General features: G+C 37.6%; 12 protein-coding genes. 7 read left to right on the top strand and 5 right to left on the bottom strand.

Features of this window, described 5'->3' with window-relative positions; genetic code table 11:
• Window positions 1-251 precede the first annotated feature (251 nt).
• Window positions 252-1,451: a nicotinate phosphoribosyltransferase gene (pncB, locus tag GLP24_RS05110; protein ID WP_101768343.1), complete on the top strand. Its 1,200-nt coding sequence runs from the start codon at window positions 252-254 to the stop codon at window positions 1,449-1,451.
• 102 nt (window positions 1,452-1,553) lie between these two features.
• Here pncB and GLP24_RS05105 read toward each other — a convergent pair whose 3' ends face one another.
• From GLP24_RS05105 to GLP24_RS05090, 4 genes are all read right to left on the bottom strand, one after another.
• The gene (locus GLP24_RS05105) at window positions 1,554-2,219 is read right to left on the bottom strand and encodes a lipocalin family protein (RefSeq protein WP_232583955.1); all 666 of its coding nucleotides are present in this window, start codon (window positions 2,217-2,219) and stop codon (window positions 1,554-1,556) included.
• Window positions 2,220-2,469: 250 nt separating this feature from the next.
• Window positions 2,470-4,473 (bottom strand): carboxy terminal-processing peptidase, encoded by a 2,004-nt coding sequence (prc, locus tag GLP24_RS05100; RefSeq protein ID WP_152652659.1) that lies wholly within the window; start codon window positions 4,471-4,473, stop codon window positions 2,470-2,472.
• 17 nt (window positions 4,474-4,490) lie between these two features.
• Window positions 4,491-5,123, bottom strand: a complete 633-nt coding sequence (gene proQ / locus GLP24_RS05095) for an RNA chaperone ProQ (protein WP_101768346.1) — start codon at window positions 5,121-5,123, stop codon at window positions 4,491-4,493.
• Between the two features lie 109 nt (window positions 5,124-5,232).
• Window positions 5,233-5,691 (bottom strand): GAF domain-containing protein, encoded by a 459-nt coding sequence (locus tag GLP24_RS05090; protein ID WP_101768347.1) that lies wholly within the window; start codon window positions 5,689-5,691, stop codon window positions 5,233-5,235.
• 86 nt (window positions 5,692-5,777) lie between these two features.
• Between GLP24_RS05090 and GLP24_RS05085 the strand changes: the two genes are divergently transcribed.
• From GLP24_RS05085 to rsmF, 4 genes are all read left to right on the top strand, one after another.
• Window positions 5,778-7,610, top strand: coding sequence for an ABC transporter ATP-binding protein (locus tag GLP24_RS05085; RefSeq protein WP_232615633.1), 1,833 nt, complete (start codon window positions 5,778-5,780; stop codon window positions 7,608-7,610).
• Window positions 7,611-7,727: 117 nt separating this feature from the next.
• Window positions 7,728-8,924 (top strand): paraquat-inducible protein A, encoded by a 1,197-nt coding sequence (locus GLP24_RS05080; RefSeq protein ID WP_232615632.1) that lies wholly within the window; start codon window positions 7,728-7,730, stop codon window positions 8,922-8,924.
• Complete coding sequence (locus tag GLP24_RS05075) at window positions 8,905-11,532, top strand: MlaD family protein (RefSeq protein WP_232615631.1); 2,628 nt, start codon at window positions 8,905-8,907, stop codon at window positions 11,530-11,532. Before GLP24_RS05080 ends, GLP24_RS05075 begins: the two co-directional genes overlap by 20 nt.
• Window positions 11,533-11,736: 204 nt before the next feature.
• On the top strand, window positions 11,737-13,167 hold the full coding sequence (gene rsmF / locus GLP24_RS05070) for a 16S rRNA (cytosine(1407)-C(5))-methyltransferase RsmF (RefSeq protein ID WP_232575598.1): 1,431 nt from the start codon (window positions 11,737-11,739) through the stop codon (window positions 13,165-13,167).
• A gap of 432 nt (window positions 13,168-13,599) precedes the next feature.
• On the opposite strand, the gene GLP24_RS05065 is transcribed toward rsmF, so the two are convergent.
• A complete protein-coding gene (locus tag GLP24_RS05065; protein ID WP_101768351.1) occupies window positions 13,600-13,914 on the bottom strand; it encodes a DUF496 family protein in 315 nt (104 codons plus the stop codon).
• 542 nt (window positions 13,915-14,456) lie between these two features.
• Here GLP24_RS05065 and cspE (GLP24_RS05060) point away from each other — a divergent pair.
• Window positions 14,457-14,666, top strand: a complete 210-nt coding sequence (gene cspE, locus GLP24_RS05060) for a transcription antiterminator/RNA stability regulator CspE (protein ID WP_101768352.1) — start codon at window positions 14,457-14,459, stop codon at window positions 14,664-14,666.
• 387 nt (window positions 14,667-15,053) lie between these two features.
• Window positions 15,054-15,263: a transcription antiterminator/RNA stability regulator CspE gene (gene cspE, locus GLP24_RS05055; protein WP_101768353.1), complete on the top strand. Its 210-nt coding sequence runs from the start codon at window positions 15,054-15,056 to the stop codon at window positions 15,261-15,263.
• Window positions 15,264-15,340: the final 77 nt, after the last annotated feature.

The raw sequence follows: 15,340 nt of genomic DNA, 5'->3' as shown, positions 1-15,340 counted from the left end.
ATTGTTAACGTAATCGTTTCCGTACTTTAATCGCGATACACGTTGAGATGATTAATGCAACAGTCACAACACCTAAACTTGATATTCCTTGACGTAGTTCACCTCTTAGGTCACAATCTCACACCAGTTAAATAGTTTAGTTATTTATTTACTAAACCTTATAAACCATGTCCAAGACATTGAATTTAAAGATCCTATAATTATAAAAATAAATTCTTTAAGTTTATTAATGTGAGTATCTACTACCAGGTATGAATAATAACAGACACAATAATAGGGTTATCGATTCCCTGCTAGATACTGATGCTTATAAACTGCATATGCAACAAGCGGTTTTTCATCAATACCCAGGCGTTGAAGCTGTGGCAGAATTTCATTGCCGTAGCGAAGAAGATCTACGCCCATACGCTGCTGAAATTAGAGCACAAATTGATCATATTGCGACCTTATCTTTCACCCAAGGTGAACTCGATTTTCTATCGACTCTAACTTTTTTCCATGCTGATTACCTTGCTTTCTTAAAAGATTTTAAACTTAAAGCAAATGACGTTGACGTTGATGTCTCAGGTGATCAACTGGCTATAACTATTCGTGGTACATGGCTTGATATCATTTTATGGGAAGTACCTTTACTTGCCATTATTTGTGAAACGCGTTGTAAGCATCTTTATCCACAAGCGACAGCTGCCATTGCTATTGAGCAACTAAAAACAAAAATTGATCGCTTTTATCACGATGCAAAAGACTGTGATTTAAGCCAATTTGCGTTAGTGGATTTTGGTACTCGCCGCCGTTTTTCAAAAGATGTTCATCATCATGTAGTTGATTATTTGAAAGATAATATGCCTGAATTTAAAGGCACTTCAAATTACTATTTAGCTTATACTCGCGGATTAACACCCGTTGGCACTCAAGCTCATGAATGGTTTCAAGCTCATCAACAATTATCTGGTGAATTAGCTGATTCTCAACAACTAGCACTTAACCGCTGGTTACAAGAGTATCCTCACGATTTAGGCATTGCTCTAACAGACTGTATCAATATGGATGCATTCTTACGTGACTTCGATCAGCGTTTATCTGAGCGTTTTATTGGTTTACGTCATGACAGTGGTGATCCTATTTCTTGGGGTGAAAAAGCCATTGCACACTACCAAGCTTTAGACATTGATCCAAAAACGAAATCATTAGTTTTTTCAGATAGTCTAACGCTTGATAAAGCATTAGTCATTTACAAGCACTTTAATGATAATGTTAATGTTAGCTTTGGTATTGGTACGCAACTTACCTGTGATCTACCTGGTGTAAAAACACTGAATGTCGTTTTAAAACTGACAGAGTGTGAAGGTCGACCGGTTGCCAAAATATCAGATGAACCAGGTAAAAGTATTTGTCGTGATGAAAACTATCTTGATCAATTACGTACCGCATTTCAATTAGTCAACGAATAAGAACAACCTACCGCGATCATCTATCAATAAAAAGAGCGAACAATAAATGTTCGCTCTTTTGCTATTTGGCGCTAGCATAATTAATACCATTCATTATTATTTTTACTCTCTATTTAATATCGCTTCCATACCAAAATATTTATTGGTCAACGTTAATGTATTATGCCCATTTAATACAAAACGACTATCATGTTGCCCTTCTTCATATAATAAAACAATTTGATCGTCTTCTAAATAATACACACCACGATGTTGTTTTGTTTTACCTGCTTGATTAGATATTTCAACGGAAAATAAAAAATCTGGCCGTAATGATAAGGCAAACTCTGAAATATTATCAGCAACATCCTGACCTGAAATATTTTTTGCCCGCCAGTTTCCAGCTAAATGTTCAGGTGCTAATTTAGTGAATTGAGCCCCATCAAGAACAAAACGATTATAGTTAAGTAAATAGGTATGTATCTGATCATCGTCATCTGCTGAGATAAAAGTAATATTGGTGTCATCAATATCATAATTACCTGTCCACTGTTCAACTTTGCCATCAATGCGTAATAATCGCATTGAAAAATGATAATCGGATTTAAACATCACATGCATTGCTCGATAACTTTCCCCCTCATTTTCAATACCTTCTTTTTGATTACTAAACCAATACCAATTACCTAATAAAAAAGGATAATCAAATTCAGTAATATCATCAGCAACAGTATTACAACTAAACAAGCTTAATATAAATAGCCAAAAAAAATAAAACGTCTTTATCATACGCATTTCCCCTTGCTTAACATTTTAGTTTTTATTGACCTTATCTAATTACAAAGGCCTTATACTTAACGTTAGTTGGGAAACCTAATTTTCGATGAAAAATATGCGCAACATCACACTTTGTAATTTACTCTCTCTCAATAATAAGACACTAAAAGCGTAGATAAAAAATAAAGATAAAAAAAAGCGCTCCGAAGAGCGCTTTGATAATAGAGACATCAACACTGTAATGTCATTCCGTTAATCATCATTACGATTGCTTTTGATTACTAAAATCAGCTGTTATCGCGACAGCTTCATCAAGATAAACATCAGGTGCTTCATAATCTTTTGGCACCGCATCCAAATCAGCGAAAGGTTTTTTACCTAATGCTTTTTGACGTTTATTTAAACGGGCTAAACGATCAGAATCATCTTTATCTTGTTCTGCTACACGTGTCTTTTTATTCAATGAAATAGTATTGATATCCTTTTCCTTTTTATAGGTAGAAATATCTTCATTGATAAAACCAAACTCCATATTATCTTTAATACGTGCTTGATGTTCAGCTGCTAGTATCGGTACAAGCGTATTATAATTATGTAACTTCTTATAACCTGCTGGCTTTATACTATCCCAAGGTAATGCATTATCTTCAACACTCTCTCCCGTTTCAGCAGGATCAATCGCTGATGGGAAAGAAATATCAGGCACAACACCTAGATTCTGAGTACTTCCACCATTAATACGGTAGAATTTTTGAATAGTATATTGAACATGACCTAATGGTTTATCAAATAAATCATAAAGATGATTTAATGACCGGTGTTGTTGCACCGTACCTTTACCAAAAGATTGCTCACCTAAAACAATGGCACGTCCATAATCTTGCATCGCAGCAGCAAAAATTTCTGATGCTGATGCGCTATAGCGATTAATTAATACTGTCAATGGCCCATCAAAAGAAATTTGATCATCTGAATCACCATTCACTTTAATTCGACCATAACTGTCTCGTACTTGCACAACAGGTCCACTTGAAATGAATAACCCCGTTAATGCAGTTGCTTCAGTTAATGCTCCACCGCCATTATTACGTAAGTCGATCACAACACCATCAACTTTCTGATCATTTAATTTGATCAGTTCTTTTTTGGTGTCTTCTGATAGTCCCACATAAAAGCTTGGAATTTCGAGTACACCAATTTTTTTACCATCGATAGTTTTCACTTCCGATTTTGCTGCACGATCTTCAAGACGAATCTTGTCACGTACAATAGTTACGGTGTAACTCTTTGCATTATTGCCTTCAGGTAATATATCCAGAATAACCTTACTGCCTTTCGGCCCTTTGATTAACTGCACAACATCGTCAAGACGCCAACCAATTACATCAACAACTTTCTTGCCTTCTTGACCTACGCCAATAATGCGATCGCCTGCTGCAATTTTCTTCGAACTTGCCGCTGGTCCACCAGCAACTAAAGAACGAATTTTAGTATAGTCATCTTCAACCTGTAATACTGCACCAATTCCTTCTAATGACAGATTCATCTCTGCCTGAAATTGCTCAGCATTGCGCGGCGATAAGTAACTTGTATGTGGATCGACCTCACGTGAAAAAGCATTCATATATAACTGAAATACATCTTCACTGTGTGTTTGTGTTAAACGTTTAATCGCATTGTTATAGCGTTTAGTTAACGTCTTTTGAATTTCAGGCCACTTCTTTCCTGCAAGCTTAAGATTTAGCGCATCGTATTTAACACGTTGTCGCCAAATCTCATTCAATTCAGTATCGTTTTTAGGCCATTCAAGCTCTGAACGATCAATAACAAAGTCATCTTTATCATCGAATTTTATTTCAGTATTCAATTGCGTAAGCGCAAACTGATACCGCTCAAAACGACGTTGAAGAACTTTGTTAAAAATATCAAACGCAGCTGATGTATTCCCTGATTTCAGTTGATCATCTAACTGGTTTTTCCACTTACCAAACTGCTCAACATCTGTAACGTTAAGAAAGCTTTTATTATAATCAAGCATTTCAATATAACGATTGAATACTTGTCCAGAGAACTGATCATCAAGCGTAAAATGCTTATAGTGGGAACGCATATAACGCGAAGCCACCCTAGTGCTCGCCGTGGCATGCTGTTTTTCAGGAGCAAGATGCGGCACATCACTTGATGCATACTTAGCCTCAGAGGCTTGAACCGAAGCTGCTAGCATCATGCCAGCAGCTATCAGTGAGAAACGGAATCGACAATTCATGTGTCGCGCATTCTCCTTTATGAACGCAAGTGCTCCGTTTTAACAGCCATTACTAGACCATTATTTAAACGAACTCGCACATCGTCCTTATTAATTTCAACAATAGTCGCAGGCATGTTACCTGAACCCATGTTCACTTGAACATTTTTGCCTACGATTACTTCATCAGCATTAAGCGCACGTGTCGTCTCTACAGGCTGCTTTTTAATAGTAGCTGTTTTTGGCTTAGTGTTACTAGATTTAGCTGTTTTTGCTCGTGTTTTTTTAGCTTCGCCTTCTTTAGCCGCTTTTGCAATTGCTTGCTCTTTACGACGAGTGCGTACTTTAGCCTTGCTTTCTTCTAAAGCTTTAAGCGCATGATCAACGTGCTCTTGCTCTAGAACATCACAATCATTACCATCTAGATCAACACGGTTCACACCCGCTTTAACACCGTGAAGGTAACGCCAAGAAGATGTGTATTGACGTAAAGCTGTACGTAGTTGAGTCTTGCTTACTTTTGGATCTTCATTAAGACACTCAGCAAGGTCTTGGAAGATACCAATTTTAAGTGGCTTAGCTTCACCTTCAACAGTGAAACATTTTGGGAAACGCTCAGCGATGTATGCAATAACTTCTTTACTGTTCGTTAACTTTTCAGAGTTTTCCATGGAGTTTCCTGACATAAACGAGGATTGCTCGTTATTTGTGCTTTGTTCAAAAAGAAATAGTGCTGCTATTATAATTACCTAACGAGGAAAAACCACCGAAAGCATGAAATTAGAGTACTTTTTGTAGTGCTTCTACGAAAGAAACTAGACCTTGTTCATCATTTTGGTCAAATCTTGACAAATTTGGGCTATCAACATCCAACACACCGATTAATTTTCCTTTCACAGTAAGTGGAATAACGATTTCTGAATTACTTGTAGCGTCACAAGCAATATGCCCAGGAAAAGTATGCACATCTGAAATACGTTGAACTTTGTTCTCAGAAATAGCGGTACCACAAACACCTCGTCCGACAGGGATACGGACACAAGCTGGATTTCCTTGGAATGGACCTAACACTAATTGGTCTTGTTTTAGCAAATAAAACCCAACCCAATTAATTTGTTCTAACTCCATATTTAATAACGCACTAATATTAGATAGATTAGCAATAAGATCTGTTTCACCTTCAATTAACCCTAATGCTTGTTGAGTAAGGCGATGATAAAAAGCGGTTGTCTTTTCCATAGATAACTCCGTATATAGCCGTTAGAATAGCAAGAACAATATTGATAATAGGAATTATTCTCACCGTGAAAGATAAGAACCATCTTATGATTAATTGGGCTTGGTTGCTACTACAAGCTAAGTTACATAAACCAAGGTTAATTGTTGCAAATATTATTGCAATTATCGCAACCTTGATCAGTGTACCCATTCCACTTCTAATGCCATTAATGGTAGATGAAGTTCTATTGCATAAACCGGGCGAAGGCATTACTTATCTTAATACTCTTTTACCTTCAACTTGGCACAATGCAACAGGTTACATTCTTCTCGTATTAGTCTTAGTCGTATTAATGCGCACATTTAGTCAGGCACTGAATATACTGCAAAGCAGACAATTCACATTAGTATCAAAAGACATAACCTATAACTTACGCCAACATTTACTTGATAAATTAGGCCGTATAAGTATGTGTCAGTATGAAGAGCGTGGCAGTGGTGGTATTAGCTCTCACCTTATTACTGATGTCGAAACAATTGATAAATTCGTTGGCGATACATTAAGCCGCTTTATTATTGGACTGTTAACCGTTATTGGTACTGCTGGTGTGCTTTTATGGCTAGATTGGAAACTCGGGCTTTTCATTCTGATCATCAATCCTATTGTTGTTTATGCCTCTAAACTGATGGGCAGCCGTGTTAAGAATTTAAAAAGTAAAGAAAACAAATCTTATGAAGTCTTTCAACATCGCCTAATTGAAGTATTAGATGGCCTCTACCAATTACGAGCATCTAACCGTGAACGTGATTTTTTAGATCAATTAAAAGGTAATGCCAATGATATTCGCCACAGCGCTGATAAATATGCATGGCAATCAGAAGCCGCTAGTCGTGTTTCCTTTCTCTTATTCTTAATCGGTTTTGAGATATTTCGAGCCGCCGCCATGCTGATGGTGTTATTTAGTAATTTAACCATTGGTGAAATGTTAGCTGTCTTTAGTTATCTATGGTTTATGTTAGGACCCATTCAAGAATTATTAGGTATTCAATTCGCTTGGTATGGCGCAGCTGCGGCAATGCAACGTCTTAATAGCTTATTATCACTTGAAGAAGAAACCCGTCCACCAGCAACGGTCTACCCTTTTAATGATGATCAAACTATTGCGATTAAGATTCGTGACTTACATTTTTCATATGATAATGACAAAGAAGTGTTATGTGGTTTAAACCTTGATATTCCAGCGGGTAAACGCGTGGCGTTAGTGGGTGCCTCTGGCGGCGGTAAATCGACCTTAATTCAATTACTCTTAGGTATTTATCAAAAAAGTAGTGGTGATATTTTAATAAACAACCATCCTATTGAAGCGGTTAGCTATGAAGCCTTGCGTGAAAAAATGGCCGTAGTATTACAACAACCCGTATTGTTTAATGAAACGTTACGTCATAACTTAACCCTTGGCGCGTCATTTAGTGATGAAGCACTGTGGCAAGCATTAGATATTGCTCAACTTACTGATGTTACAGAACGTCTGACTCACGGTTTAAATACTGAAATTGGTCGCCAAGGTATTCGCTTATCAGGAGGGCAACGCCAACGGTTAGCTATTGCACGCATGATACTGACTAATCCTGAGTTTGTTATTCTCGATGAAGCAACGTCAGCCTTAGATACCTCAACAGAAGCTGCTTTGCATACCGCACTTAATACGTTTTTAAAAAACAAAACGACCTTAATCGTTGCTCATCGTTTATCTGCTGTAAAACAAGCTGATATTATTTATGTACTTGAAGATGGTTTAGTTAGCCAATCAGGCACACACTTAGAGTTGGTCAATACACAAGGGCTTTATCAAACCCTTTATGGATCAATTCAGTCAGCCGAAGTATCTTCTCATCATATCGATTCTCACGAAGCAGTAGCCAGCGTCAGCGCAAAATAATATAGTGTGTATCGATCGGCGCTCATTGATGGTATTTATTGTATCCATTTCACAATAAATTACTCACCATTTAATGAGCGCTTTTGTACACATTATTATTAAAGGAAGAAACGCACCATGTCGAAGGCTCGACGCTGCCCAGGCTGCGATTTACTTGTTTTACCCGCAACAGCGACTCAAGGACATAGTGCTTATTGCCCTCGTTGCCATACTCGACTCTATCGTGGTGGTATTGCGCGTTTTAATGCGGAATTAGCGATTGCATTAGCTTGTCTTATTCTTTATATCCCTACAATAAATTTACCATTAGTTACTATTCGCTTAGTCGGTCAAATGATCCCAGCCTCGTTGGCATCAGGAACCATAGCACTTGCTCCCACCTTCCCTTCTGTCGCTATCTTAATTCTTTTTTGTAGTGCCATTGCACCGTTGTTACTGATCTGTGCCGTTTTAGGCGCACAGTTCGCATTACGTTTTCGACACTTTCATATATTTAAAGTGTCGTTATGGATCCTTTCTCATTTAAAGCAATGGACAATGCTAGAGGTTTTCTTAGTCAGTTTGGCTATTTCATGTTTTAAAGTGCAAGAAGTGGCAGAAATCTATGTGGGTATAGGATTATATTGTTTAATCAGCATGCAGATTTTATTGTCGGTATTATTAACTAAAATCAGTGTTCGTCGTTATTGGGATGCATGGCAACCAGAAGATGAACATATCAGTGATAAGCTCGACACAGTCTGTCATTGCTGCCAATTAACCCAAGAAGCATTATCCAATTGCCGTCGTTGTGACAGCCAATTACATCATCGAGTCCCTAAGTCACTACAGAAAACATGGGCATATCTTATTACTGCCAGTATTTTCATTTTGCCCGCAAACCTTTACCCTATTTCTATCTTTATGAATAACGGTAAACGGATTGAAGATACTATTTTTTCAGGCGTTGCCGGATTAGTAAAAACAGGAATGATCAGTATTGCCATCATTATCTTTGTGGCAAGTATTGTTGTTCCTGTCGCTAAAATTATTGGGTTAGCATATATATTATTATGTATTCAATTCAAACAGCGTCACCAACGTCTACAACGTATGCGCATTTTCCGAATAGTGCATTGGATTGGCAAATGGTCCGTAATGGATCTATTTGTAATAGCGATTATGGTCGCTTTAATCGATCGTGGACAAATTCTTGACTTCATACCAGGACCTGGGGCAATTGCTTTTGCCGTGGTCGTTATATTAACAATGTTAGCAGCTGAGAGTTTAGATTCACGTCTAATCTGGGACAAATATGAACAACGAACCAAATAATACACAACCACAACCGGTTAATATTCGCCGTGATCGTGGATTATCACCACTATGGTTATTACCCCTACTCGCGATCATTGTCGCTGGCTGGTTATTATATAAAGCCATTAATGAAGGCGGTGAACGTATTCAAATTCACTTTAATGATGCTGTCGGTTTAGTTGCAGGCCGAACGACTATTCGTTATCAAGGTTTAGAAGTGGGTATCGTGCGTGATGTGACATTATCTAAAGATCTTAAAAGTATCTATGTTTCTGCTGATATTTATCCAGAAGCAGTAAAAACATTACACACAAATACTCAATTTTGGTTAGTTAAACCAAAAGCATCCATTACCGGCATTTCAGGATTAGACGCTCTTGTGTCAGGTAACTACATTGCTCTTCAACCCGGTTCTGGTGAATTTGCAACAAAATTTACCGCGCTAGAAAATCAACCTGCAAATATGCCAGAACATAATGGCTTAACCCTACAATTAAAAGCCCCTAATTTAGGATCTCTGAGTATTGGTTCCCAAATTTTTTATAAAAAGATCCCTGTCGGTGAAATTTATAACTACACCCTTAGTACCAATAAAAAAGAAGTCTTAATTGACGCACTCATCAAACCACGTTATGTCAATCTAGTCACGAACAAAAGTCGCTTTTGGAATGTCAGTGGTGTGAATGCCAATATAGGCTTTAATGGTGTTAATGTTCAATTTGAAAGCCTCTCGGCACTCATTGCCGGAGCCATTGCCTTCGATTCACCCGATGAAGGTAAACCAATTGATGAGGGGCATTTATTTAACCTCTACTCTAATATTAATACTGCAGGTCGTGGAATAGCGATCACCATCACTCTGCCAGATAATAATAATGTCAGCAATTCAGGCGCTCCGATTATGTATCGAGGCTTACAAATTGGTAAAATTTCCAATTTAAAACTGGATGACAAAACCAATAAAATAATAGCCCATGCTGCAATAGAACCCAGTATGAGTAATTTACTCAACAGCGGTTCCCGATTATTACTCGAAGAAGCACACGTTTCACTTTCTGGTGTGAAAAATATCGGTAATCTTGTACGCGGCAATTACTTACGGTTAATTCCTGGTGATGGTAACAAAGCACGTCATTTTACCGCTATAACTCAAAACACACTGGAAGAACAACAACCAGGCGTTGCTATTTTCTCACTTTATGCATATAAAAGTTATGGTGTAAAATCAGGCACTACATTGCGCTATCGTGGCATCGATGTTGGCCATATTACAACGGTAACACTCGATGGTGATCAGGTTCGATTTGATGCATTAATTCAGCCGCAATATACCCATTTAGTTCGATCTCATAGCCGTTTCTTTATTGATGGCGGTATTGAAGCTAATATTAGTAATAATGGTATTGATGTTTCCATTCCCGCAGCAGATCAATTAATAAGTAGTGCAATAAGCTTTACCGCTAGCGGTAAACCGGGCATCAAAAAAAGCTATTCTCTATTCAAAAATAGACAGTTAGCTAAACTTGCCGATGAAAAATTAAAAGGCTTTACCTCTATTACACTTGTAGCAAAAAACTTACCGCCAATATCTGAAGGCAGCCCAGTGCTTTATCGTAATTTACAAGTTGGTGAAATCACCAGTTTTGCGCTTAAAACATCAGGAGTTGAGATAAAAGCTAATATACAACAAAAATATCGCCATTTAATTGATAACAATACTGTTTTCTGGAACCGTTCAGGCATTGAAGTCGAGGCTGGCCTTAATGGTGTTAAAATCAAAGCTGATCCCCTATCAACATTATTAAAAGGCGGTATCGCATTTGATTCCATTAACGGTGTCGTTAATCGTTCTGGCAATGACTATAAGCTTTACTCAAGCTTAGGCGATGCTCAACATTTTGGCATAATGATCACCTTAACGGCTGATGATGCCCGTTCTATATCAAAATCAACCGCGATTAAATATCAAGGTGTTGTTATTGGTAAAGTTGATAATATTGAACCAAACTTTGAGCGTAATAACGTCACCGTAACAGCACGCTTATTCCCTCAATATGCAAAAGTAATCGCACGTAAAAATAGCTATTTCTGGATGGTAAAACCAAAAATAAGTTTAAGTGGCAGTGAAAACTTAGACTCATTATTAAGCTCATACATTGCAGTACAACCCGGTAACGGTGCAAGTTCTCATAATTTCAAATTAGGTTCAGCTGAATTATTTGATGCAGGGAAAACCTTTATTCTTGAAAGTGAAGATCGCGGATCGGTTAGTGAAGGCACACCACTTCTTTATCGTGATATTCAAGTTGGCCAAGTCGTTAAAGTTACATTAGGTGCATTGGCTGATCGTGTTTTAATTACGGTTCAAATTGAACAAAAGTATCGTCACCTTGTTCGAGCTAACAGTATATTCTGGAATGCTTCTGGATTAAATGTCGATGTGGGTATTACTGGCGCGAAAGTAAAAGCAGGAACGTTTGATAGCTTACTGCGTGGCGGGATCTCATTTGCAACACCAGAAACTCACCCTCTGGCGCAACAAGCAACACAAGGTAAACACTTCCTACTTAATAAAGAAGTTAACCAACAATGGTTAGATTGGCGCACCGCGATCCCAATTAAATAACCCTTGATACTGTAAATAAAAAAGGAGCATCTAATGCTCCTTTTTTGATCGCTTATTCTCTAATAAACACGGTTTTTGTACACAAAATAATAGTGAGCGTAAATCCCTATTTATCCCCCCACTTAGAAGCATAGATAGCCGATATAATTTTGTCCTTATTTAGTATAGAATCCCGACATTGCTAGTTTGACAGAGAGTGCTACCTTGCATCCTAATATCTATATTCCTGACGCTTTTATTGATCTCATCAAGCATACAATGCCAGAAAACCTGAGTATTGATGAGTTTATTAGCTGTTGTAAAACGCCGTTACGTCGCAGCATTCGCGTTAATACACTAAAAATAAGTGTGGCCGATTTTCTTACTCGCGTTGCTGATAAAGATTGGACGTTAACCCCTGTTCCTTGGTGTGATACGGGGTTTTGGATCAAACGTGAGGATGAAAAGAGCGTTTCATTAGGTAATACTGCCGAGCATATGGCTGGATTGTTTTATATTCAAGAAGCCAGCTCAATGATGCCGGTTACCGCTTTACTTGATAACAATGACGCCCTTGATTGCGTTCTTGATATGGCATCAGCACCGGGTTCTAAAACAACTCAAATTGCTTGTGCAATGCAAAACAAAGGCGCATTAGTGGCCAATGAACTTGCCGCAAGCCGAATTAAAATATTACACGCTAATCTGCAACGTTGTGGTGTTCATAACGCAGCATTAACACATTTTGATGGCTGTGTGTTCGGCACATGGGCACCTGAAGCGTTTGACTCTATTTTACTCGACGCCCCCTGTTCTGGTGAAGGCGCTATTCGTAAAGATGACGATGCCATGGCCAACTGGAGCCTTGAATCCATCGATGAAATTGCCGCAGTACAACGCAAGTTAATCGTTAGTGCATTCCAAGCATTAAAACCAGGCGGCGTTATGGTGTATTCAACCTGTACCCTTAACCAGCGTGAAAACCAAGAAGTCTGTTATTACCTTAAAGAAACCTTTGGTGATGCTGTTGAATTTGAATCTTTAGGGGATTTATTTGAAGGCGCACAAAAAGCATTAACAACTGAAGGATTCTTGCACGTTTATCCTCAGGTTTTTGATAGCGAAGGCTTCTTTGTTGCCCGCATTCGCAAACATGCCTCTGTTGATACTGATCCAGTTAAAAAACGCATGGGTAAATTCCCATTCAATCAAGTTAAAGCCGATGAACAACAACTGATTGCTGAACAACTGAATATTGATCTTAATATTAGTTTATCGGCTAACAGTGATATTTGGTTACGTGATAAAGAAGTGTGGTTATTCCCAACACAAATTAAATCCTTAATAGGTGAGATTCGCTTCCAACGTATTGGCATTAAGCTTGCTGAACAACATAAGAAAGGCTATCGCTGGCAACATGAGGCGATCATGACGCTTGCAACAGGTCATGAGTCAGTTGCCATCGAGTTAACCGCACCACAAGCCAAAGAGTGGTTTATGGGGCGAGATATTCGTCCAGAAGATCTAACAGGTAAAGGCGAAGTAATCGTTACTTACCGTGATTACCCTATTGGTATCGGAAAATGGGTTGGAAATCGTATCAAAAATGGCTTACCTCGTGAATTGGTACGCGATACGAATCTATTTGATATTTGATCAAATCCAAGATTCTGATAACTATTAGTACTTTATTGATGAAACCAATAATTATTTTTTATAAAAACTGGAAAATCATCAAAGCTAAACTAATATTGATAGTGTAATCAAATTCCAAATATAAGCCAGTTAGCGTAAGGCTCGTCACTGAGCCATTCCCCTAAGCCCGACACAGGAATCGTTTCGGGCTCTTTTTTTGCACACTTTTCCCTTTTCTAACACCCTTGTTAAACATGCTCAATTAATCAAGAACATAACCATTAATACCCTCTCACCTCCCGTCACAGATATTCACCGTAAAATGACAACGTAATTCTGATTATTCATCATAGAATTGAAAATTTACAGTTGTAACATTAGAGCTAAGTTAGAAATAGGTAAAAAAAAACCTGAGCATATTGCTCAGGCCTTGATCAGATAACAATCATAAAATTAATTATGTTTATGCGCTGTGATTTCTGCTTTTCTAAGATCTTTAACGTTTTTACTAACGTCACGGCGTTCTTTAGATAGCTCTGCACTAATAATAATATGATCATCAACACGATCTTCATAATCGTTTTTCATATTTTCAATGATTTCTAAAATTTGATCATGGGTCATATCTACTTTGATATAATCCAACATGTTTTCTAGTAATTCTACACGCTTACGGTTATCACGAACTTTACGGTCATTATCTAAAATTTCGCGTTTAAGTTTGTTTTTACGACGAGCCTGACGAACAAGTTCAAGGATGTTGTTCATGTTTTGTCCTTAGTCTGAAAATAAAGCCTTATGAAACTGATTTAATGCTAATAATTAGGAAAAATGCACTTCCTAGTACATAACCGTCGAGTCTCAGTTCTTTTCTAAAATCGTTATATCAGAAAATCCGCTGTAAACTCAAGTAATACCCGAAGATTATCGTCTAGGTGGTGCGTTAACATACGCTTAAAGGTTCCTTCTTGTCTGAATTATGCTCTTTCTATTATTATTTGCTTTGATTTCGTTCAAGAAATATTTGAGATTATTATCGATACACAAGACATTTAAGTGAAATATCCAAGAAAGAATAATGACACCACGATTATTCTTTCTTTTACTCACAAAAATAATCAATTTGATTTGCAAATTACCGATCAGCGCCTAGTCTTCATAGTAGACCAGTACTTATTTACAATTAAGCAATCTGAACAAGGATATCTTCGCTGTCATCTTCATGATCAGCAACAGAGTTCAACACTCAAATCGCTCCGTAATCAAATATTGGCTATACCGTGTGATGAATAGATTGATCAGGAGACAACATGTCAAAAGCAACAGGTACCGTTAAGTGGTTTAACGAAGAAAAAGGGTTTGGTTTTATCACTCAAGATGACGGCGGTGCTGATGTATTTGTACACTTCCGTGCGATTAGTGGTGATGGCTTTAAAACCTTAGCTGAAGGCCAAAAAGTGTCTTACGAAACAGAGCAAGGTCCTAAAGGTCTTCAAGCAACAAATGTTGAAAGAGCTTAATAAATTAACCTTAAATATCTACAAAAACAAAGGGCTTATTCAGCCCTTTCTTTCAATTCAAACTACATGTCGAATAAAAATTCCAATTCTACTTTATTAAATACCCTTTCCTACCATACTCACATGATAGCATAACCGTATAACATGTTATTTTGTTAAAGTGGTCACATTATTAGCTTGTTATTAAAAGAGAAACTTGCCCTTTCAATATGAAAATGGCCTAATACTCATGGTTTATTAAAGGCCTATTTATGCAACAAATTGAAAGAGAAAACTTCGATACACTGTTCAAATGTTCACAGTTGTCCTGAAGCGCTTCATTATTCTTTTGTACATAAGTAAAACAGCGTAATGTGCGCTACTAATTTATTTTTCAGGAGACATCACATGTCTAAAGCAACTGGTATCGTTAAGTGGTTCAACGATGAGAAAGGTTTCGGTTTTATCACTCAAGATAATGGCGGCGCTGACGTATTCGTTCACTTCCGTGCTATCACAGGTGAAGGCTTCAAATCTCTAGCTGAAGGTCAAAAAGTTTCTTTTGACGTTGAGCAAGGCCAAAAAGGTCCTCAAGCGGCTAACGTTGAGCTTGCTTAATTTTTCAATGAACAGTTGAAAGAAGTAAAGGGTATCTTAGGTACCCTTTTTTATATCTATTATTTATCCAACAACAA

The sequence above is a fragment of the Photobacterium carnosum genome (genome assembly GCF_021236965.1).
GTDB lineage: Bacteria > Pseudomonadota > Gammaproteobacteria > Enterobacterales > Vibrionaceae > Photobacterium > Photobacterium carnosum.
This window is presented reverse-complemented; position numbering and strand designations above follow the sequence as displayed.